The sequence below is a fragment of the Methylobacterium adhaesivum genome (assembly GCF_022179065.1).
Classification (GTDB): Bacteria; Pseudomonadota; Alphaproteobacteria; order Rhizobiales; family Beijerinckiaceae; genus Methylobacterium; species Methylobacterium adhaesivum.
In genome coordinates this window covers 45,324-67,050 of record NZ_BPQD01000017.1, presented here as the reverse complement: position 1 = coordinate 67,050, position 21,727 = coordinate 45,324, and the positions used below count along the sequence as shown (strand labels likewise).

At 69.9% G+C, this 21,727-nt stretch carries 18 protein-coding genes; 13 read left to right on the top strand and 5 right to left on the bottom strand.

All coding sequences use genetic code 11. The annotated features are described in order from the left end of the window. The first annotated feature begins 172 nt into the window (after positions 1-172). The 3 genes from uvrB (at position 173) to MFF01_RS14230 (ending at position 4,107) form a co-directional block, all read left to right on the top strand. The gene (gene uvrB, locus MFF01_RS14240) at positions 173-2,929 is read left to right on the top strand and encodes an excinuclease ABC subunit UvrB (RefSeq protein WP_238226413.1); all 2,757 of its coding nucleotides are present in this window, start codon (positions 173-175) and stop codon (positions 2,927-2,929) included. A gap of 89 nt (positions 2,930-3,018) precedes the next feature. Beyond that, complete coding sequence (locus tag MFF01_RS14235; protein WP_238226412.1) at positions 3,019-3,375, top strand: hypothetical protein; 357 nt, start codon at positions 3,019-3,021, stop codon at positions 3,373-3,375. Positions 3,376-3,429: 54 nt separating this feature from the next. Next, entirely contained in the window at positions 3,430-4,107 is a 678-nt protein-coding gene (locus MFF01_RS14230; RefSeq protein ID WP_238226410.1) for a YidB family protein, read from the top strand. A gap of 34 nt (positions 4,108-4,141) precedes the next feature. Here MFF01_RS14230 and MFF01_RS14225 read toward each other — a convergent pair whose 3' ends face one another. Together MFF01_RS14225 and mutM are read right to left on the bottom strand one after the other, a co-directional pair. Beyond that, positions 4,142-5,563, bottom strand: coding sequence for a sensor domain-containing diguanylate cyclase (locus tag MFF01_RS14225; RefSeq protein WP_238226408.1), 1,422 nt, complete (start codon positions 5,561-5,563; stop codon positions 4,142-4,144). 200 nt (positions 5,564-5,763) lie between these two features. Continuing rightward, positions 5,764-6,672, bottom strand: a complete 909-nt coding sequence (mutM, locus tag MFF01_RS14220; RefSeq protein ID WP_238226406.1) for a bifunctional DNA-formamidopyrimidine glycosylase/DNA-(apurinic or apyrimidinic site) lyase — start codon at positions 6,670-6,672, stop codon at positions 5,764-5,766. Positions 6,673-6,775: 103 nt separating this feature from the next. Here mutM and ubiE point away from each other — a divergent pair, with 103 nt between their 5' ends. Beyond that, complete coding sequence (ubiE, locus tag MFF01_RS14215) at positions 6,776-7,549, top strand: bifunctional demethylmenaquinone methyltransferase/2-methoxy-6-polyprenyl-1,4-benzoquinol methylase UbiE (RefSeq protein WP_238226404.1); 774 nt, start codon at positions 6,776-6,778, stop codon at positions 7,547-7,549. Between the two features lie 16 nt (positions 7,550-7,565). After that, positions 7,566-9,113 carry a 2-polyprenylphenol 6-hydroxylase gene (ubiB, locus tag MFF01_RS14210; protein ID WP_238226402.1) on the top strand — a complete coding sequence of 516 codons (1,548 nt, stop codon included), beginning with the start codon at positions 7,566-7,568 and terminating at the stop codon, positions 9,111-9,113. A gap of 54 nt (positions 9,114-9,167) precedes the next feature. On the opposite strand, the gene MFF01_RS14205 is transcribed toward ubiB, so the two are convergent. Then, the gene (locus MFF01_RS14205; protein ID WP_373319762.1) at positions 9,168-11,249 is read right to left on the bottom strand and encodes a TonB-dependent siderophore receptor; all 2,082 of its coding nucleotides are present in this window, start codon (positions 11,247-11,249) and stop codon (positions 9,168-9,170) included. Between the two features lie 406 nt (positions 11,250-11,655). Between MFF01_RS14205 and MFF01_RS14200 the strand changes: the two genes are divergently transcribed. The 3 genes from MFF01_RS14200 (at position 11,656) to MFF01_RS14190 (ending at position 15,059) form a co-directional block, all read left to right on the top strand. Then, the gene (locus MFF01_RS14200) at positions 11,656-13,425 is read left to right on the top strand and encodes a pyrroloquinoline quinone-dependent dehydrogenase (RefSeq protein ID WP_238226400.1); all 1,770 of its coding nucleotides are present in this window, start codon (positions 11,656-11,658) and stop codon (positions 13,423-13,425) included. 69 nt (positions 13,426-13,494) lie between these two features. Continuing rightward, positions 13,495-13,932: an acyl-CoA thioesterase gene (locus MFF01_RS14195; protein ID WP_238226398.1), complete on the top strand. Its 438-nt coding sequence runs from the start codon at positions 13,495-13,497 to the stop codon at positions 13,930-13,932. Continuing rightward, entirely contained in the window at positions 13,929-15,059 is a 1,131-nt protein-coding gene (locus tag MFF01_RS14190) for an endo-1,4-beta-xylanase (protein ID WP_238226396.1), read from the top strand. Before MFF01_RS14195 ends, MFF01_RS14190 begins: the two co-directional genes overlap by 4 nt. A gap of 15 nt (positions 15,060-15,074) precedes the next feature. Here the strand turns inward: MFF01_RS14190 and MFF01_RS14185 are convergent, their stop codons facing one another. Both MFF01_RS14185 and MFF01_RS14180 read right to left on the bottom strand, forming a co-directional pair. Then, entirely contained in the window at positions 15,075-15,983 is a 909-nt protein-coding gene (locus MFF01_RS14185) for an alpha/beta hydrolase (RefSeq protein WP_238226394.1), read from the bottom strand. A 94-nt stretch (positions 15,984-16,077) separates the two neighbouring features. Next, a complete protein-coding gene (locus MFF01_RS14180; protein WP_373319760.1) occupies positions 16,078-17,031 on the bottom strand; it encodes a lytic transglycosylase domain-containing protein in 954 nt (317 codons plus the stop codon). 67 nt (positions 17,032-17,098) lie between these two features. Here MFF01_RS14180 and MFF01_RS14175 point away from each other — a divergent pair, with 67 nt between their 5' ends. The 5 genes from MFF01_RS14175 to MFF01_RS14155 all read left to right on the top strand — a co-directional run bounded on the left by MFF01_RS14175 (position 17,099) and on the right by MFF01_RS14155 (position 21,577). Then, entirely contained in the window at positions 17,099-18,727 is a 1,629-nt protein-coding gene (locus MFF01_RS14175; RefSeq protein WP_238226392.1) for an ABC transporter ATP-binding protein, read from the top strand. Between the two features lie 8 nt (positions 18,728-18,735). Next, positions 18,736-19,953 carry a phosphopentomutase gene (locus MFF01_RS14170; protein ID WP_238226390.1) on the top strand — a complete coding sequence of 406 codons (1,218 nt, stop codon included), beginning with the start codon at positions 18,736-18,738 and terminating at the stop codon, positions 19,951-19,953. A gap of 23 nt (positions 19,954-19,976) precedes the next feature. Beyond that, a complete protein-coding gene (locus MFF01_RS14165) occupies positions 19,977-20,168 on the top strand; it encodes a DUF1192 domain-containing protein (protein ID WP_238226388.1) in 192 nt (63 codons plus the stop codon). Between the two features lie 161 nt (positions 20,169-20,329). Next, positions 20,330-20,968 carry a TetR/AcrR family transcriptional regulator gene (locus MFF01_RS14160; RefSeq protein ID WP_238226386.1) on the top strand — a complete coding sequence of 213 codons (639 nt, stop codon included), beginning with the start codon at positions 20,330-20,332 and terminating at the stop codon, positions 20,966-20,968. Between the two features lie 132 nt (positions 20,969-21,100). Beyond that, on the top strand, positions 21,101-21,577 hold the full coding sequence (locus tag MFF01_RS14155) for a DUF2852 domain-containing protein (protein WP_238226384.1): 477 nt from the start codon (positions 21,101-21,103) through the stop codon (positions 21,575-21,577). The last annotated feature ends 150 nt before the right edge of the window (positions 21,578-21,727 follow it).

The following is a 21,727-nucleotide window of genomic DNA, read 5'->3' as shown; positions in this document are numbered from 1 at the left end:
GCCGCGAAGGCGGCGCGAGGACTTAACGGCCTCGACGGCGGGCCGTTCGCTCGCGCGTTCGAGCCATGCGTAGAGCGCAGGGACGAGGGCACTGCGGCGGGGAGGGCGTTCGTGCGGATCGGGAGCGACGAGACCCTTCCCGCCTCAGTGGGAAAGGCCCATATCTACCCGTATGGCCGCCCCGAAAAAACCGCGCTCCTCGACCGTCACGGAGGTTTCGACCGCCGCGGGTTCGAAGTCCAGGGGAGCACCCCGGGCATCGAAACCCGAGCTTCAGCCCCTCGACGAACATCTCGCCGCCCTACTCAGCCCGGCGCTGAACCGGAACCGTCTGCCGGTGGTGGAGAACACTCCGCCGGCCGCGCCGGAGCGGCCCGGACGCCCGAAGAAAGCGGCTTCGAAACGCGAAAAGGAGTCGGCCAAGGGCTTCGGCGAGGCGCCGCAGGCGGCGTTCAGCCACGACGCGGCCGAGGTCGACCCGCGCCTTGCCCAGGCCCTCGGCCTCACCCCGCCCGAGGACGGTCCGCTCCCGGAGGGACTGGTTCCGGAGGGACTCGCGGAGGATGGCAACACGTCGCTCGCCACCGATGGGGTGTCGGCCACGGTGGACGCTCTGTCGCGGCTGCTCACCGAGGGCAATCCCCTGTTCAAGGACGGGAAGAACTGGACGCCGCACCGCCCGGAGCGGCCGAAGAAGTCCGAGGGCGGCAAGCCGTTCCGCCTGCAATCCGAGTTCGAACCGGCGGGCGACCAGCCCCGCGCCATCGCCGAACTCGTGGACGGGGTGAAGAAATCCGAGCGCGATCAGGTGCTGCTCGGCGTCACCGGCTCGGGCAAGACCTTCACCATGGCCAAGGTCATCGAGGAGACCCAACGCCCGGCCCTGATCCTCGCACCGAACAAAACCCTGGCGGCGCAGCTCTACGGCGAGTTCAAGAGCTTTTTTCCCGACAACGCGGTAGAGTATTTCGTCTCGTATTACGATTACTACCAGCCCGAAGCCTACGTGCCGCGCTCGGACACCTTCATCGAGAAGGAGAGCTCGATCAACGAGCAGATCGACCGCATGCGCCACGCCGCCACCCGCGCCCTGCTCGAACGCGACGACGTGATCCTCGTCGCCTCCGTCTCGTGCATCTACGGCATCGGCTCGGTGGAGACCTACACCGCCATGTCGTTCACGGTGTCGCTCGAGGAGAAGATCGAGCAGCGCCAACTCATCGCCGACCTCGTGGCGCTGCAGTACAAGCGCATCCAGTCGGATTTCGCCCGCGGCACCTTCCGGGTGCGCGGCGACGTCATCGAACTCTGGCCCGCCCACCTCGACGACCGCGGCTGGCGCATCGGCCTGTTCGGCGACGAGATCGAATCCATCACCGAATTCGATCCGCTGACGGGCAAGAAGATCAACGACCTGAAGTTCGTGAAGGTCTACGCCAACTCGCACTACGTCACGCCGCGCCCCACCCTCCAGCAGGCGGTCAAGGGCATCAAGACCGAGCTGAAGCTGCGGGTGGACGAACTCACGAAGATGGGCCGCCTGATCGAGGCGCAGCGCATCGAGCAGCGCTGCACCTTCGACATCGAGATGATCGAGGCCACGGGCGCCTGCAACGGCATCGAGAACTATTCGCGCTACCTGACCGGGCGAAAGCCCGGCGAGCCGCCCCCGACTCTGTTCGAGTACCTGCCCGACAACGCCCTCGTGTTCACCGACGAGAGCCACGTCACGGTTCCGCAGATCGGCGGCATGTACAAGGGCGATTTCCGCCGCAAGGCGACGCTCGCCGAATACGGCTTCCGCCTGCCGTCCTGCCTCGACAACCGGCCGCTCCGGTTCGAGGAATGGGACGCCATGCGGCCGCAATCGATCCACGTCTCGGCGACGCCCGCCAAGTGGGAGATGGAGCAGACCGGCGGCGTCTTCGCCGAGCAGGTGATCCGCCCCACCGGCCTCGTCGATCCGGTCATCGAGATCCGCCCCGCGCGCTCCCAGGTGGACGATCTGCTGGGCGAGGTCCGCGAAGTCGCCCAGGCCGGCTACCGCACCCTCGTGACCACCCTGACCAAGCGCATGGCTGAGGACCTCACCGAGTACCTGCACGAGAACTCCGTGCGCGTGCGCTACATGCACTCGGACATCGACACCCTGGAGCGGATCGAGATCATCCGCGATCTGCGGCTGGGCGCCTTCGACGTCCTGATCGGGATCAATCTCCTTCGCGAAGGCTTGGACATCCCGGAATGCGCCCTGGTGGCGATCCTCGACGCCGACAAGGAGGGGTTCCTGCGCTCCGAGACCTCGCTGGTTCAGACCATCGGCCGCGCGGCCCGCAACGCCGACGCGCGCTGCATCCTGTACGCCGACCACATCACCGGCTCCATGGAGCGGGCGATGGCGGAAACCGAACGCCGCCGCACGAAGCAGCTCGCCTACAACGCCGAGCACGGCATCACTCCGCAGAGCGTGAAGCGCGGTATCGGCGACATCCTGTCGAGCGTGTTCGAGGGCGATCACGTCCAGGTCGATACGGGGCTCGCCAAGAACGCCGTCACCATCGGCCACAACTTCAAGGCGGTGATGGCCGACCTCGAGAAGCGGATGCGCACGGCCGCCGCCGACCTCGACTTCGAGGAGGCCGCGCGCTTGCGCGACGAGCTCAAGCGCCTCCAGGCCACGGAACTCCTCGTCTCAGACGATCCCATGGCGCGCCAGGGCGACATCGAGCGCGAGGCCGGGCGCTACGGAGCGAAGCAGAGCCGCATCTCGAAGCCGACCCTCGACAATATGGGGCCGGGCACCGACCGTGAAATGCCCGTGGGGCACGCCGCGCCCGCCTGGGCGGAACGGCCGAAAGCGCGTTCGACGCAGGGTCTCGGCGGCCAGAAGCCGAAATACAAGGGTGGGGGCGGACGCAAGAAGGGTTGAGGGGAACCGGGCGCCCCCGCCCGCGCTTGATCCGGCATCGGGTACCCCAGGGGTGCCACCCCCATGCCTCGCCGGAGATCGCCTTGATCATGACCACCGCCTCCGCACGCAGGCGCCATGCCCTGCGGCCCCGCGCCGGAACCGCAGCCACGGGCCTGTTCGTCGCCGGTCTTGCCGTCTCGGCCGCGTTCGGCATGATCGTCACGCCTCTCGGAACCCGACCGGCCGTGGCCCAGTCGGTGGCCAATCCCAACGATCAGCCGACGCCCGCCACCCTGCCGTCGCGGGGGGCCGCGGCCGACCGACCCACGGGTCAGGTCTCGCCGCCCAAGGCCATCGGTCATTCGACGGCTGTAACCGGTTCGACCGGACAGTCCACCACCAATCCCCTCGATCACCTTCCCCCGCAGGACCGGGCCGCAACCGGCGGCAGCCGGCAACCGTAGGACATCCGGCACGGCATCGGACCGCGTCTTCAACGCAGGATGGGAGAGACGACCATGGGCCTCCTCGATCAGGTCATCGGCGGCGTACTCGGGCAGGTTCTGGGCGGCGGCCGCCACGAACGGAGCGGCGAGGGCGGTGGACCCGGTGGGGGGATGGGACAGCTCTCGCCCATCGTCCAGGCGCTTCTCATGCTCCTCATGTCGAAGGGGGCGGGCGGGCTCGGAGACCTCCTGGGCGGAGGCGGACCGAGGCCCCATCGCGAGGCACCGCCGGCCGGGGGCGAGTACGACGGCGACGAGGGCGGCTTCGCCCAGGATGAGGGCGGCGGGTCCCGCAACCGCCGCGAGGGCGATTTCAGCGACCTCGCCGGAATGCTCGACGGGCCGGGCGACCGCAACGACGGGCGCGGGCCGGGGGCGGGACCCTACGCCCGCCTCGACCACGAGGCAGGGGACGGACAGAGCGGCCTCGACGGACTCATCGACCGGTTTCAGCGCGGCGGCCTCGGCGATCTGATGGAATCGTGGGTCGGCCATGGGGAGAACCGTCCGGTCCAGCCCCGCCAACTCTCCGACGCCCTCGGCTCCGACACCGTGGACGCCCTGGCGCAACGCACGGGGCTGCCGCGGGAAGACCTCCTGTCGCAGCTGGCCGAAGCCCTGCCGCAGGTGATCGACCGCCTGACGCCGCAGGGACGACGCCCCACGGGCGAGGAGACACGCGGCTGGTAGGGCCGGAGCCCACACGCGGAGTTCGGGATCGCCCCTAGAGGGCGACGCGTGACCGCACCGCGCGGCCGAACGACATGCCGGGTTCGTAGAACCGGAAGGTGTTCCGTCCAGCGCCCTTGGCCTGATGCAGGGCGAGGTCCGCGTAACGGCAGAGGGAATCGGCATCCGCAGCGTCGTGCGGTGCGCGGGCGATCCCGATGCTGACGCCGATGACCACCGGTTCGCCGTCGAGATCAATCGGCTCGCGGATCGCCCCGATGAGACGCCGCGCCAGGGACTCTCCGGCCTCGGTCCGGTCGATCGCGTGAATGATGATGAACTCGTCGCCACCGACCCGCGCCACGGTGTCCGCATCCCCGACGAGCGCCTTCAGACGTTTGGCGACCCGACACAGGAGCGCGTCGCCCGCCTGGTGCCCCAGGCCATCGTTGACCGCCTTGAACCGGTCGAGGTCGAGGCACAACACGGAAAAGCCTTCGCCGCCTCTTCGTGCCGCGGCCAGGCGTTGCGTCAGGCGCTCGTGGAACAGGGTGCGGTTGGCCAGATCCGTGAGGGCATCGTGCCGGGCCATGTGGCTGACGCGGCGAACGGCCTCTTCGCGCTCCGACACGTCGCGAACGGCAGCGACGTACCCCGTCGGACGCCCATCCACAGGGTCACGGGTGAGGTTGAACGTCACCTCGACCCAGACCCAGGAGCCGTCCTTGCGGCGATAGCGTTGCCGGGTGACCGCCTGGGCCATGCGTCCCTCGCCGAGGTCGGCGAGGACGCGCGCGAAGGAGTCCCTGTCGTCGGGGTGGATATGGTCCATGGGAAGCGAGCCGACGAGCTCCTCGGGGTCGTAGCCGAGGAGCGTCCGCGATGCCGGGGAAACATACTGGCGCCGAGTGTCGAGGCCCGAACGAACGATCATGTCGGAGGTGTTGTCGGCGAGCAGGCGGTAATGCGCCTCGCTGTCCCGGAGGCGTGCTTCGGTCCGGCGCAGGGTGAGCTGCGCCGCCACCAAGGTCGCCAGATCGGCGAGCTGTGCCCGCTCCAGGGCAGAGAATCCGCGGGGTTCGGTACCCTGGACACAGACGGTCCCAATCCGAATCCCCGGGGCCAGGACGATCGGCGCGCCGGCGTAGAACCGGATATATGGCTCCCCGGTGACGATGGGGCTCGTCGCGAAGCGGGGATCGAGCCGCGCATCCTCCACCACGAGAACGTCGTCGGTCAGGATGGCATAGGTGCAGAACGACCCCATGCGCGGAGTCTCGGCTGCGTCGAAACCGCATTTGGCTTTGAACCACTGCCTGTCCGCGTCGACCAGGGTCACGGTCGCCATCGGCACGTGAAAGAGAGCGCAGGCCGTGCGACACAGGGCGTCGAACTGCATGTCCGACGGTGTGTCGAGAACAGCAAGATCGCGCAGGGCGTGGAGCCGCTCGGCTTCGTTGGCGGGGAGGACAGGCATGTGCGCTTCGAAGAACTCCGACGACGGACACGAGACGGCGAGTGCTGCAATGCCAATCTATCCGCCCCGAAAGCAAAGGCCGTGTTAACGCAAGACAGCGACCCGGCCATGAACCGCCCGGACGGATGGGACGAAATCTGTGATCGTCCGGGTCGGCCACCGCAGGCCGCAAGTGAAATCTATCGAATGATACGCGAGGTTTAGCGGGATGATACGGGCGGGTCGACCTGGCAGGTCGCGCAGTAGAAGGTCGAACGCCCAGCCTGGGTGATGCGGGCGATGTGTCCGGTGCAGCCCCGGGTCCGGCACGGTTCGCCCGAACGGTCGTAGACCCGGAACGCGTGCTGGAAGGCTCCGGCGCTGCCATCCGTATGAGCGTAGTCGCGCAGGGTCGAGCCCCCCGCAGCTACCGCCTCCGCCAGGACCTGCGGAATCACCTCTGCCAGGCGGCGGGCCTGCGGAGTGGGGGCGCCGTCCGGGGCGGCGAGGCGCCCGGCCCGCATCTCGGGATGGAGGCCCGCCCGATGCAGGGCTTCGCAGACGTAGATGTTGCCGAGGCCGGCGATGAGGCGCTGGTCGAGGAGGGCGGCCTTCAGGGGCGTGATCTTGTGGCGGAACAGCCGCGCGATCGCCTCCCCGTCGAGGGCCTCGCTCAGGGGCTCGATCCCCATGGCGGCGAAATGTCGGCACGTCGCGAGGTCGGCCGTGGGCACGAGGTCCATGAAGCCGAAGCGGCGCGCGTCGTTGTAGGTCACGGTGGCGCCGTTCGAGAGGGCCATCACCACATGGTCGTGCTTCGGGGTGCCAAGCGCACCTTCGAGATAGAAATCCCCCGGCGAGAGGTTGCGGCCGTCCGGCATGGCGACGTCGAAGCGTCCGCTCATGCCGAGATGCATGATGAGCGCCTCGCCCGAATCCAGGGGCGCCACAAGATATTTGGCCCGCCGGGCGAGGGCCAGGACCGTGCTGCCCTCAAGGCGTTCGACGAAGCCCTCGGGGAACGGGAACCGGAGGTTGGGCCGGCGCAGGGTGACGCGGGCGATCCGGGCGCCGACCATGGCGGGCTCGAGCCCCCGGCGGACGGTCTCGACTTCGGGCAGTTCGGGCATGGCTCTCCGGGGCAGGTCGCCTGGCGCGATCGGATGCGGTGCTGGCGAACATGGCGGTTCGCCCCGCCTTTCGCTATGACGCTCAGCCGAAGAGGTGAGGTACATGAATCAGCCCGAGCGGTCCCCCCCGGACGAGCGCACGCATTTCGGTTTCGAGCAGGTGGCACTGGCCGAGAAGCAGGCGCGCGTCGACGACGTGTTCCGCTCGGTCGCCAAGCGCTACGACCTCATGAACGATCTCATGTCGGGCGGCCTGCACCGGGCCTGGAAGCAGCAACTCATCTCCATGCTGCGGCCGCCGCAGAACCGCCCGTTCCGCCACCTCGACGTCGCCGGCGGCACTGCCGACATCGCGTTCCGGTCCCTGGAGGCCGGCGGCCCGGCGACGCACGTCACCGTCCTCGACATCAACGAGGCGATGCTGCGGGTCGGCGCCGAACGGGCCGGGACCCGCTTTTCTGGACGCATCGACTTCGTCACGGCCAACGCCGAGGCCCTGCCGCTGCCCTCCGAGAGCTTTGACGCCTACACCATCGCGTTCGGCATCCGGAACGTGCCGCGCATCGACCGGGCGCTCGCCGAAGCGCACCGCGTGCTGAAGCCGGGCGGGCGCTTCCTCTGCCTCGAATTCTCGAAGGTCGATCTGCCGGTCCTCGATCGGATCTACGACGCCTACTCGTTCCACGTGATCCCGCGCCTCGGCTCGAAAGTCGCGGGCGACGCGGAATCCTACCGCTACCTCGTGGAATCCATCCGCAAGTTCCCGAGCCCGGGCCGGTTCGCCGGGATGATCGAAGCTGCCGGTTTCCGCCACGTGAGCCACCGGCCCCTGTCGGGCGGCATCGTGGCGATCCATTCGGGCTGGAAGGTCTCGTGAGCGGGCCTTTCGCCTGATGCTCGCCTCCCTGCTCCGCGGCGCCCATGTCGGCTTCGTCCTCGCCCGCGAGGGCGGCCTCTCCCTCATCGAGGCCGGCGACCTGCCGCCCCACTTGCGCCTCGCCCTCAGGGCCGGACGGCTGCTGGAACGGCGGGGGCTCGGCACCGGGGCCGGCCCCCTCCAGCGGGCGCTCACCCGCCTCGGGCCGTCCTACGTCAAGTTCGGGCAGTTCCTCGCGACCCGGCCCGACATCGTCGGGCTCGAGGCGGCGCGCGATCTCGAGACCCTTCAGGACCGGGTGCCGCCCTTCCCCCAGGACGTGGCCCTGCGGGTGATCGAGGCGGCGCTCGGCAAGCCGGTGCAGAGCCTCTTCGTCTCGTTCAGCCAGCCCATCGCGGCGGCCTCCATCGCCCAGGTCCACAAGGCCCACATCCTCGATCCCGACGGGACCGAGCGGGTGCTCGCCGTGAAGGTGATGCGGCCGGGGGTGCGCGAGCGTTTCCAGCGCGACCTGCGGGTCATGCGGTTCATCGCCCGCATCGTCCACGCCCTGTCGCCGGAGGCCGAACGCCTGCGCCCACGCGAGGTGGTGGAGATCCTCGCCCGCTCCGTCACCATGGAGATGGATTTCCGCCTCGAGGCGGCGGCCATGTCGGAACTCGCCCAGAACACGAAGGACGACACCGACTTCCGCGTGCCCCGGCCCGATTGGGAGCACACCGCCCGCGACGTCCTGTCGAGCGAGTGGATCGAGGGCATCCCCCTCAACGACCGGGCCGCCATCGAGGCGGCCGGACACGATTCGCGGGCACTCGGGCGCGCGGTGATCCAGTCGTTCCTGCGCCACGCCATCCGGGACGGGTTCTTCCACGCCGACATGCATCCCGGAAACCTGTTCGTCGATCCGACCGGCACCCTCGTGGCCGTGGATTTCGGCATCATGGGCCGGCTCGGGCACAACGAACGGCGCTTCCTCGCCGAGATCCTGCTCGGCTTCATCCTGCGCGACTACAAGCGCGTGGCGCAGGTGCATTTCGAGGCCGGCTACGTGCCCGCGCACCATTCCGTGGACGATTTCGCCCAGGCCATCCGCGCCATCGGCGAGCCGATCCACCAGCGCAAGGCCGACGAGATCTCCATGGCCAAGGTGCTGACCCTGCTGTTCGACATCACCGCCCTGTTCGACATGCGCACGCGCACGGAGCTGGTGATGCTGCAGAAGACCATGGTGGTGGTGGAAGGCGTCGCCCGGTCCCTCGACCCGCAGCTCGACATGTGGACCGGGGCCGAGCCCGTGGTGCGCAGCTGGATCGCCCGCAACCTCGGGCCCCTCGGCCGGATCGAGGGCGTGGGCCGCGCGGCCCTGACCATCACCGACGTGGTCTCGGACCTCCCCGACCTCGCGCAGCGCCTGCGCCGCATCCTCGTCCGCCTCGACGAGGCCGGCACCGGCAATGCCGACCGCCTCGATGCCTTCGCCCGCGCCACCCGACGGCGCGCCATATGGTCAACCCTGGCCCTGTGGACGATCGCCGTCGGCGCCCTGGTGATGGCGTTCCGATAGGCCCGATCCGTTCCGCCCGTAGGCTTACCGTGATCCTAGGATCACGGGAAACGCTCAGAACCGGGCCGCAACGCCGCCTGTGATCGTACGCGGCAGGCCCGGAGTGGCGTAGCGGTTCTGCCAAGCACGGTCGTAGTAGGTCGTGTCGAACACATTGTCGACGTTGAGATAGATCCGCACTTCCGGGGTGATCTGGTAGTACGAGATCAGGTTGAAGAGCGTATATTCGGGGAGCCTGAAGGTCGAGACGGCGGTTCCGGCCACGCGCTGATCGACATAGGTGACGCCCGCCCCGAGGCCGAGACCGCGCAGGTCGCCGCCCTGGAACTCGTAGACGCTCTGAACCGCGAAGCTGTTGCGCGGAATGTTCGCGATCCGGGATCCCACCGGAATCGTGTTGTCCCGGACTACCGCCGCATCGACATAGGCATAACTGCCGATCGCCCGCCAGCCGGGGGCCAGATACCCCGCGACGCTGAGATCGAAGCCACGGCTGCGCACCTCGCCCGCCGCGACGTTGAAGTTCGAATCGACGGGATCGACGGTCAGGACGTTGCTGCGGCGGATGTCGAACAGGGCGGCGGTGGCGCTCAGGCGGTCGTCGAGCAAGCTGAACTTGGCGCCAACCTCGTAGCCCTCGCCCTCCTCGAAGGCGAAGGGCTGGCCCGTCCGGCCCGTGCCGGTGTTGGGACGGAACGAGCGGGCGTAGTTGCCGTAGACCGACACGGTGTCGAGGAGATCGTAGACGAGGCCGAACCGGGGCGTCGCCGCCGTACCCTGAAGGCTCGTGGTGGCGCCATTGAGATGGTTCGTCGTGACGAGCCCCAGATCCTCGACCCGCACTCCGACCAGGGCATGGAGGCGTGGCGTCAGGTCGATCTGATCCTGCACGTAGCCGGCGTAGCTCTGCGTGTTCTGGAGGAAATTGGTGACGGAAGCGGTGATCGGCGGCAGGGCCTGGCCGTATCGCGGGCTCAGGAGATCGAGGAAGAACGGGTTAGTCGTGGCATTTGAGCGGCTGAACACCTCGCGGTAGCGATAGCTGTCATATTCGAGCCCCGTCAGCAGGGTGTGGCGGAACGGGCCGGTGTCGAACTTGCCCGCGAGGTTGAGCTGAAGGTCGAGGTCCGACCAATTCAGATCACGAAACTCGTAGGTCCGCCGCAGGGTGCGGCCATCCGCCAGGACACCCAGCGCCCCGACGCCATTGCCCGCGAGATTGCCACCGAGCACCTGTGCGCCCGCCGTCACCACCCAATCGGGATCGAGCCGGTGCTCGATGCGCAATTGCCCGAGGGCGTTGTCGTTGCGCATCGGCGGGATGGCGGGTTCGCCGATGAAGCGGGTGCGCGATACAGCGCGGACGTCGCCCCGAACCGGCACGATGCCGCGGTCGAGGGTCTGGTCGGCGCTGATGAATTCGCCTTCCAGGGTGATCGTCGTGTCCGCGCTCGGCTTCCAGGCGATGACCGGGGCGAGGTAGTAGCGGTCGCTGCGCACGAAATCGCGAAAACTGCCGTTGTCCTCCACCGCACCCGTGATGCGGGCGAGAATCTGTCCGTTCTCGTCGAGCGCCCCCGTCGCGTCGAAGGTGCTGCGCTTCATGTTATAGCTGCCGTACTGGGTTCCGAGGGCGAAGGAGCGCTCAGCCAAGGGCTGCTTGGTGACGATGTTGAAGGTCCCGCCCGGGTCGCCGCGTCCGTAGAGAAAGGCGGAGGGACCCTTCAGAACCTCGATGCGCTCGATGGACACGATGTCGGGAGAATTGGGGTAACCGCGATTGATTGGAAAACCGTTGCGGTAATACTCGCCCGTGGGGAACCCACGGATCGTGAACTCGGTGAGTCCGAGGCCACCGAAATTATTCGCGCGGCCGACGCCCGCAAGGTCGAGGGCCGTGTCGACACGGGTGGCGGCGGCGTCCTGAAGGGCCTGGGCCGGCACCACCACGACGGTCTGGGGCACGTCGCGCAAGGGGGTGTCGGTACGCGTCGCGCTCACACTGTCACGGACGAGGTAGCCGTCGGCCTTGCGCGAGGGGATGCCGTTTCCCGCGATGGCGAGTTCGTCGAGGTGTACCTCCTGGGTCGCGTCCGTCGCAGACTGCGCCGCCGCCGGACCGGTGCCCGCCCCCAGGGTCGCCCCGAAGAGTACGGCGGAGAGAAGCGCCGTCGGCGTGCCGAAGGGAACCGAATTCTTCAGGGGATCGATCACGTGTGCCACGAACGCATACCATTCAAGACGGGATACGCCGCGCTAGGAGGAGCCGATCGTCTCGGTCAATAGGTCGGCCGATCGTCGAGACCTACCCAGTTTCGAAGTCTTCCAGAGACCTCTACGGCCAAGCTCGACTCATTCCAGAACAGTGGCGTCTATTCGCCGGCCGTACCTTTCCTGCAACATATGTTTCTGGTGTTTTGAGCACGGAAGGCCTGCGTGCCTTCGTCGGATTGCCTCATGGGACCCGCCTCGCCTAACCAGAACCGATTAGGGGTGCCCCACAGCGAGGCTGCCCCCAACGAGACCGGCCGAGGAGAACGCCATGGTTCGCCGCACCACCCGGGGCCTGCTCGCCGGCTCGGCCCTCGCCCTGGTGGGCCTCGGCCCCTGCGCGGCGCAAGACTGGCCGATGTTCGGCGGCGACCACACCAACCGGCATTTCTCGCCCCTCACCGCCATCGACGCCGGCAACGTGGCGCGCCTGCGCCCGGCCTGGCTCTTCCAGACGGGCATCACCGGCTACTTCCAGGCCGAGCCCGTGATGGTGGACGGCACCCTCTACGTCTCGACGACGCAGAACCATGTCGCCGCCCTCGACGGGCGAACCGGCGCCGTGCGCTGGACCTACACCCACAAGGCCCGCACGGAAAAAATCTTCGGGCCGCCCTCGAACCGGGGAGTCGCCGTCTCGGACGGTCTCGTGTTCGAGGCGACCATGGACGGGCGGGTGATCGCCCTCGACGCCAAGACCGGCCGGGTGGTGTGGGACCACGAGGCCGTGCGCCCCGAGGAGGGGGAGTCGGAGACCGCTTCGGCCCTGGCCGACACGCTCGGCGCCGGCACCGTCCAGGGCTCGAGCCGCCTCGGCTTCAAGATGCCGCCCCTCGTGGCCGACGGCCTCGTCATCGTCGGTGTCGCGGGCGCGGGCTACGGCCTGCACGTCGAGGACGCGGCGGGCGGCCTCGATGGCGGCGCCGTCGTCGGCATCGAGGGCGGCTACGGCCGGCGCGGGTGGCTCGCCGCCTACGACGCGAAGACGGGGGCGGAGCGCTGGCGCTGGTACGTCACGAAGCAGGACGGCTGGGAGGGCGGGTTCGTCGACAAGACCCCCGACGGGGTGCCGCTCCACCGCGATATCGCCGCCGAGAAAGCCGCCGCCCCGGCCCATCGCGACGCCTGGAAGGTCGGCGGCGGCTCCCTGTGGATGACCCCGGCCTACGACGCCGATCTCGGCCTGCTCTATGTCGGCACCGGCAATCCGGCGCCGCAGAACTTCGGCCTCTCGCGGCCGGGCGACAACCTCTACACCATGAGCCTCGTCGCCCTCGACGTGAAGACCGGCGCCCTGCGCTGGTACTACCAGCAGGTACCCCACGACGAGTGGGGCTACGACGTCGCCAGCCCGCCCTTCCTCCTCGACCAGGCGACCCCGCAGGGGCCGGTGAAGGCGGTGGCGCAGGCCTCGAAGACCGGCTGGCTCTACGTGCATGACCGCACGGACGGCCGGCTGCTCGCCCGCTCGGCGCCCCTCATCGAACACAAGAACCCTCACGCGCCACCGACCACCGCCGGGACCGTCGTGAGTCCCGGGCCGCTCGGCGCCATCTCGTGGCACCCCGTGGCCTACGATCCCGGCGCCGCCATCGCGTACGCCCAGGTCCGGCATGGGGCCACGACCTACCGGGTGAAGACGGTACCGGCTTCGGGTAACCGCCCGGCGATCCGCTACACCGAGACCGGGGAGGCACCGGGCGAGCCGTCGTTCAGCACCCTCACGGCCGTCGACCTCGCGCGGGGCGGGGCGATCGCATGGTCGGTCAAGGCCGGCAGCCGCCTGTCGGGCGGCACCCTGGCGACGGCCGGCGGCCTTGTGTTCTCCGGTGAGGAGGATGGGCACCTCGATGCCCACGATGCGAAGACCGGCGCGGTGCTGTGGCGGTTCCAGTGCGGCGCCGGCATCGGCGGCCCGCCCATCACCTACGCCCTCGACGGCCGCCAGTACGTCGCCGTCGCGGCGGGCGGGGCCTCCTTCACGAAGGGCGCGGGCTTCGGCACGGGGGACGCCCTCGTGGTGTTCACGCTTCCCGAGTGATGTCACCCGGCGGGCCCGATCGGCGCGCGGTTTGGGATAGGTTGCACCCTCTCGCCACCGGAACGACCCATGACCGCCGACACGCCCCCGCCCACCCCCACCGAGCAGCCGACCGACCGGGGACCGCCCGTGGTGCGGACCATCGCGATGCCGTCCGACACCAATCCGGCCGGCGACATCTTCGGCGGCTGGCTCATGGGCCAGATGGATCTGGCCGCCGGCAACGTCGCGGCGCGGCGCGCGCGGGGGCGCTGCGCCACCATCTCGGTGGAGGCGATGACGTTCCACAGCCCGGTCTTCGTCGGCGACGAGGTCAGCATCTACGCCTGGATCGTGCGGGTGGGCCGCACCTCGCTGCGCATTCAGGTCGAAGTCTGGCGCCGTGAGCGCGAGAGCGAGGCGACCCGGAAGGTGACCGAAGGCTTGTTCACCTTCGTAGCCATCGGGGCGGACCGGCGCCCGCGCCCGATCCCGTCGGAGGTGGCGAGCCCGCAGGAGGATGGATGATGCCGACGCGGCGCGACCTCCTCGCAGGCGGCGCGGCGACCCTCGCCGGCGGGCCCTCGCTGGCCAAGCCGTCTGGATCCTGGGCGGCCGATAGCCTCAACGCAGCGGCGGCGAAGAAAGGCCTCGCCTACGGCTCGGCCGTGAACAGTACGCCCCTGCGCCAGAACCCCGCCTATGGACGCGCCCTTGCCCGGGAATGCGGCATCCTGGTGCCGGAGAACGCCATGAAGCTCGCCTATGCGTGGCGCACGCCCGGCCCAATCGATTTCTCCTTCGCCGACGAGACCGCCGCCTTCGCGGACGCCAACGGCCAGCGCCTGCGCGGCCACACCCTGGTCTGGCACGAAGGTCTGCCGGCCTGGGTACTGCCCCGCATCGCCCGGGAGGCGGAAGGGTTCATGCGGGAATGGATCGGCGCCATGGCGGGGCGCTACCGCGGGCGGATCGAGGCCTGGGACGTGGTCAACGAGATCTGCGGCCCGGGCGATGCCCGCGCCGATGGCCTCAGGGTCACCCCCTGGCTCGCCGCCCTCGGCCCCCGGTACGTGGACCTCGCCTTCACGCTCCTGCACGAGGCGGATCCGGCGGCGGCCGGGGTCTGGAACGAGAACGACCTCGAACTCGACGCCGACTGGATCGCCCCGCGCCGCGCCATGGTGCTCAAGACCCTGGAGGGCATGGTCCGGCGCGGCGTCCCGATCCGACGCCTCGGCCTTCAAGGCCACCTCTACGCCAAGTATCCCCTCGACCAGGACACGCTGCGCCGATTCCTGCGCGAGGTGGCCGGCCTGGGCCTCGCCATCGAGGTCACCGAACTCGACGTCAACGACCGCGACTTTCCCGCCGACCTCGCGACACGGGACCGGGCGGTGTCGGACCTCGCGCGGCGCTTCCTCGACGTGCTCCTCGACGAACCGGCCACCCTGAACGTGCTGACCTGGGACATCACCAACGCCAACACTTGGCTCAACACCAACCCCCAGCGCCGCCGCGCCGACGGGCTGATCCAGCGGGCGCTGCCCCTCGACGAGGCGCTGGCCCGCACGCCCCTGTGGCGTGCGATGCACCGGGCGTTCTCCGATGCGCCGAACCACAAGGCCGCGCGGGACCGGCTCCGGCGGAGATAGCGGTCGGCCCCCGCCTCAGCGGTTGACCGTGCGAGCGGGCACGCGCTCGCCGCCCGAATACTGGCGCAGGAAGGCGGCCATCTCGGCCAGCACCGGGGCCTTCGAGCGGAACGTCACCGAGAGGGCGAGCAGGGTGTCGGAATGGTCGAGTCCGGCATAGACGCGCTCCTGCACGGGTACGCGGGCCTCGCGCAGGCGCGCGGCGAGGCTGCGGGTGTTGCTCGGGCGCACGAGGGTGTCGGTGTCGCCGGTGGCGAGGTAGGCCGGGGGCGAGTGCGATCCGGCGAAGGTCACCGGCTGAGTCGCAGCGGCGTCGGGGGCCGCGCCGAACACCTCCGAGGCCGTACCGGCGTCGAAGGGCAGGAAATCGTAGGGGCCGGAGAGGCCGGCGACGGCGCGCACGACCTTCGGATCGACGCCCGCCCGGCGCAGATAGCGCGGATCGAGCCCCAGCATCACGGCGTTGTAGGCGCCCGCCGAATGGCCGGCGAGCACGATCCGGCGCGGATCGCCGCCATACTGCGCGATGTTGTCCCGCACCCAGGCGATGGCCGCGGCACCGTCGTCGAGGAAGTCGGGGAAGCGCACCTCCGGGTAGAGCCGGTAATCGGGCAGGACCGTCACGAAGCCCTGGGCGGCCAGCGCCTGACCAACGAAGGCGTAATCCTCCTTCGTGCCGTTCTTCCAGGAGCCGCCGTAGAAGAACACCAGCACGGGCGCGCCGCCGGTGGCGGCCACGGGGGTGAACACGTCGAGGCGCTGGCGGGCATGGGAGCCGAACGGCGCGTTGTGCAGGGCCAGCCGACCGCCCTGGTCACGCGGCCCAATGGCGTCGAACAGGGCGAGCGGCGAACAGGCCGTAATGCCAGCGGCGATGAGAGCGAGACCGATGAGGCTGGCAAGGACGGCGAGAACCCGGATCATGCATCTCTCTGAAGGCAGCGTTGCCCTCCTGTGACAGGGTGCACACGGCGGTTTCATGGCGCGCGGACGCCGAATCGGAGTCGTATCGATCCCATCAGGTGCGCAGGACAAGGCAGGCACCGCCGGCGCCGCGAATCCGACCGCACAGGCTGTCGGCGGCCTCGCGACTCTGGGCCGGAATCCGGATGCGGTAGAACGCCCGGGTACCGCGGCTGCGCAGGCGCGTGCCGATGATCATCGGCCGAACCTCGCCGATCACGCTCGTGTAGAGCTTTCTCGCCCGGGAAAAGCTCTGAAGGGCCAGGGCCTTGGAGAAGTTGCCCGCGAGCTGGATGCCCCAGGGCGCCGCCGGCCCCTCGTTGCCGCCGAGCGCGAAGCGGTCGCCGCGCGACGGAATGCGCAGGGCCGCCGTCACCTGAAGGCAGGTTTTTTCGGATTTCGGGGCCTCGGTCTTCTTGGTCTGGCCCGCCTCGCCCTCCTCGGGCGGCATCTCGACCCCCGCCCCCCCGCGCCAATCCTCCGCCGGGGCGCCGGTGATAGCCAGGACGTAGTTGCGCGTCTCGGCCGGCAGGCCGCCGGTGCCGGCGAGCCAGGCCGAGACCCGGCCAGGGCCGCCGTTATAGGCCGCCGCCGCGAGGCCGAGATTGCCGAACTGGCGGTTGAGGTCCGCCAGGAGATGAGCCGCGTGCGGGATCGCCTGCTCCGGGTCGAACGGATCGGTCAGCCCGCGCTCGCGCGCCGTGCCGGGCATGAACTGAGCCACCCCCTGCGCGCCCACGGGACTCACCGCGCCGACCCGGAACGCACTCTCGCGCCAGATCAGCCGGGTGAGGAACGGGACGGGCAGGGCGCGGGCATGGGCAGAGGATTCGATGAGGCGGCACAAGGCCTGCTCCACGGTCTCGCCGCCCTCCGCCGCCACGGCGAGCGCGGGGGCGGAGCCGAGGAGACACAGGAGGAGGGCGGGAAGGGCGGCACGCGGGACGATCACCCCATGGGTTGTAGGGCACCGGCGGCCGCGATCAATCACGGTTCGGCGTTCGCCCATCGCGGTGTCGCGCGCTATAACCCGATCTCTCACGTCTCACCCCGGTCCGCCCCATGACGTCCGCCCGATGACCGACATGCTCCTCGACGTCCAGGACCTGTCCGTGGCCTTCCGTTCCCGCGAGCGCGAGACCCTGGCGGTGGACGGTGTGAGTTTCACCATCGCGCCGGGCGAGACCCTCGCCCTGGTGGGCGAGTCCGGCTCCGGCAAGTCGGTCACCGCCCTGTCGATCCTGCGCCTCCTCGACGGCAGCGCCTACCATCCGGGCGGCCGCATCCTGTTCCGGGGGCGGGACCTGCTGACGTTGCCCGAGCGCGATCTGCGCCAGGTTCGGGGCGCCGACATCACCATGGTGTTCCAGGAACCCATGACCTCGCTCAATCCACTCCACAGCATAGAGCGCCAGATCGGCGAGGTGCTGGAGGTGCATCGCGGCTTGAGAGGCAAGAGAGCGCGCGAAAGAATCCTCGAACTGCTCGACCTCGTCGGCCTGCGCGATGCCGCGCGGCGCCTCACCGCCTATCCTCATGAACTCTCCGGCGGCCAGCGCCAGCGGGTGATGATCGCCATGGCCCTGGCCTGCGAACCCGATCTCCTCGTGGCCGACGAGCCGACCACGGCCCTCGACGTGACCGTGCAGGCGCAGATCCTCACCCTGCTGGCCGACCTGCAGAAGCGCCTCGGCATGGCGATGCTGTTCATCACCCACGACCTCGGCATCGTGCAGCGCATCGCCACCTCGGTCTGCGTCATGCTTCAAGGGCGCATCGTCGAGGCGGGGGCGACGGCCGAGGTCTTCGCGCAGCCCCGGCACGCCTACACACAGCGGCTTCTGGCCGCCGAGCCCGCGGGCCGGGCCAACCCCGTCCCGGCGGGCGCCGCCGAACTCCTCGCCGCCGGCCCCCTCAAGGTGTGGTTTCCCATCCGCCAGGGCCTCCTGCGGCGCACGACCGGCCACGTGAAGGCCGTCGACGGCGTGTCCCTGACGGTGCGGGCCGGCGAAACCGTGGGCGTGGTCGGCGAATCGGGCTCTGGCAAGACCACGCTCGGCCTCGCTCTCCTCAGGCTCACGGACTGCGACGGCCCAATCGTCTTCCTCGGCCGCTCCATCGCCGGATTGGCTCCGGCGGCCATGCGGCCGGTCCGGCGCGACATGCAGGTGGTGTTCCAGGATCCCTACGGATCCCTGTCGCCGCGCATGACCGTGGGCGACATCGTCGCCGAGGGCCTCGCGGTGCAGGGCGCGGTCAGGAGCCGAGCCGAGCGCCAGGCGGTGGTGGCGGGCGCCCTCGCGGATGTGGGCCTCGATCCGGCGACCATGGACCGCTACCCCCACGAATTCTCCGGCGGTCAGCGGCAGCGCATCGCCATCGCGCGCGCCATCGTGCTCAAGCCCAAATTCGTGGTCCTCGACGAGCCGACCTCGGCCCTCGACCGCTCGGTGCAGGCGCAGATCGTCACCCTCCTGCGCGACCTCCAGCGCGAGCGCGGCCTCGCGTATCTGTTCATCTCCCACGACCTCAAGGTGGTGCGGGCGCTCGCCAACCACGTCCTCGTCATGCAGAACGGCCACGTGGTCGAGGAAGGCCCCGCCGAGGCGATCTTCGCCAATCCACGCCATCCCTACACCCAGGCCCTGTTCGCCGCCGCCTTCGACCTGCGCAGCGACGCGATCGCCGATCCGGTCCCGGCCTGAGGCGCCCGATGCCGCGCGCCCTCCTCATCGTCCTCGATTCCGTCGGCATCGGCGGCGCCCCCGATGCCGGCGCCTACGGCGATTCGGGTTCGGACACCCTCGGCCACATCGCCGAGGCCTGCGCGGCGGGACGCGGCGACCGGGCGGGCCTGCGCCGGGGGGCCTTGCGCCTGCCGCATCTCACGGGCCTCGGCCTCGGCCTCGCTGCGGAGGGCGCAACGGGGCGCATCCCGCCGAACCTCGCACCCGCCGGCCCGGTCGCGGGCGCCTACGGCCACGCCGTCGAGACCGCCGCCGGCAAGGATACCCCCTCGGGCCATTGGGAGATCGCCGGCGTGCCCGTGCGGGAGCCGTGGGGCCACTTTCCCGACACGGTGCCGGCGTTTCCACCCGCTCTCGTGGCGGCTCTCGTGGCGCAGGCGCGGTTGCCCGGCATCCTCGGCGATTGCCACGCCGCCGGCACCACCATCGTCGAGCGCTACGGGGCCGAGCACCTCCGCACGGGCAAGCCGATCTGCTACACCTCGGCCGACAGCGTGTTTCAGATCGCCGCCCACGAGACGGCATTCGGCCTAGAGCGCCTCTACGCCACCTGCCGCATCGCCCGCGACCTGTGCGACGCCTACCGTGTCGGCCGGGTGATCGCCCGGCCCTTCCTCGGCTCACCCGAGACGGGGTTCCGCCGCACGGCCAATCGGAAGGACTACGCCGTCGAGCCACCGGGCGAGACCCTGCTGGATCGCCTCGACGCGCAGGGACGGGCCGTGGTCAGCGTCGGCAAGATCGGCGACATCTTCGCCCACCGCGCCACGGGCCACGAGATCAAGCCCGCCGGCAACGCCGCCTGCCTCGATGCGGCGCTCGGCGCGTTCCGCGACCTGCCCGATGGCGGCCTCGTCTTTCTCAACCTCGTGGATTTCGACACGGAGCACGGCCATCGCCGCGACGTGCCGGGCTATGCCGCCGAGCTCGAAGCCTTCGACGCCCGCCTGCCAGAGATCGAGGCCGTGCTGCGGGCCGGGGATCTCTGCATCGTCACCGCCGACCACGGCAACGATCCGACCTGGACCGGCACCGAGCACACCCGCGAGCAGGTGCCGATCCTCGCCTTCGGCCCCGGGATCGTCCCCCGCGCCCTCGGGGGCCGAGCGACCTTCGCCGATATCGGCGCCACGGTGGCGCGCCATCTCGGCCTCGCCCCCCTCGACGCCGGGCAAGCGTGGTAACGTCAGACGAAAGGAGCGGTCCCATGCGCGACGACGACGAGTCCCGCCCGACCCCAGCCCCGGCACACCGGGTGGGCGAACCCCTCGACACCCTCTCGGTGGCGGAGCTCTCGGAGCGCATCGTGCTCCTGCAGCGGGAGATCGTACGCCTCGAAGCCGCGCGGGACGCCAAATCCGCCGCCCGCGACGCGGCCGGCTCCCTGTTCCGGCTCTGACCCGAGACCTGTTGCGCGCCTGCGTCGACGCGGCACGCTTTGTCTACTGATCGACAGAACGGGATCGATAAACCCCGTGCGCGTGGTAGGGGTGGGGTGCGGTCCCCACCCGAAGGACCGCTCACCCGTCGTAACGGGGTGGCCCCCACGAGGACAACGGCGTGCGACCCTGGCGCGAAGGCCCCGACGACCGGCGCAACTACCACCACGGCAACCTCAAGGAAGCCCTGATCGAGGCCGCGCGCCGCTTCATCGCTGAGCGCGGGGTCGGCGGGTTCACCCTCGTCGACGCGGCCCGCCTCGTCGGCGTGACGCCGGCCGCGCTCTACCGCCATTTCCGGGGCCGCGAAGCTCTGCTGGAGGAGGTGGCGGGGCGCGGATTCACCGACCTCGCCGAACGCCTCGCCCGGGCGCTCGCCGCCCGTGGCACGCCGCTGGAGCGCTTTACCCGCATGGGGGAGGCCTACCTCGCCTTCGCCGAGGAAGAGCCCGGCTACTACGCGGCCATCTTCGAGACGCGGGGTCTGCCGGCCGGCGTGCCGAATTCCGAAGCCGGCCCCCGCCCGAGCCCGTTCGATCTCCTCGTGGACGCCCTGCAGGCAACCTTCCCAGACGGGTTCGGCGGCGTCGCCCCCCGCTTCGTGGCCCTCGAGGTCTGGGCCCTCTCCCACGGTCTCGCCACCCTGGCCGCCTCCGGACACCTGCCCCGGGGACCGGGGGTGCCCGACAAGTACGAGCTTCTCCGCGCCGGCGTCCTCGCCCTCGTGCATGGCGCTGGGGGACCGTCCCCGCGCGCCTGATCGGGACGTCGCGCGACGGAACGGGCTCCGCATCCGCACACCGGCCGGCGAAAGGCCGGCGCCCGCCCCTTGAAAGCCCGACTCTGCATCCGCAAGTAAATGTCGTTCACATTAACATTGGAGCCGTGAGCCGTGAGTCTTTCCTCCACCTCCCCCTGGGCCTCGGGCAAGACCTGCCGCAGCGGCCCGTTTCCCAAACGCTCCTTCGAGATCGGCGCCATCGTCGTCGGCTTCCTCTACTGGTGGCCCCTCGCCGCGGCCTACGTGGCCTGGAAGATCGCCGGCTACCCGGCCCTCGGCGAATTGCGGGGTCTGGCGAACCGCAGCAGCGCCTGGGGTTCGGCTTGGAACTCCGCCGGCACGACGGGGCGTTCGCGCTTCGCCGCCGCGTACGAGGCGGCCAACGGTGTCGGCAGCACCGGCAACCGCGCCTTCGACGAGTATCGCCGGGCCGAGCTCGACCGGCTCGATGCCCAGCGCCGGGCGCTCGCCGAGGAGAGCCGCGCGTTCTCCGAGTATGTCGAGGGTCTAAAGCGGGCCAAGGACCGCGAGGAATTCGACGCCTACATGGCCCAGAAGCGCGCCGCCGACACAACCCGCTCGGTCTGAGCGCTCACCGCCGCGTCCCAATGCGAGGAAGGCCCCCGGTCGATGATCGGGGGCCTTCTTTCGTCGGATCGGCCGTCGCGGGCGGCGCCGCGATGATCTATGCAAGTCCTGTCCGGTCGGCCCTTCGCCGAACCGATGCGCGGAGAAGGC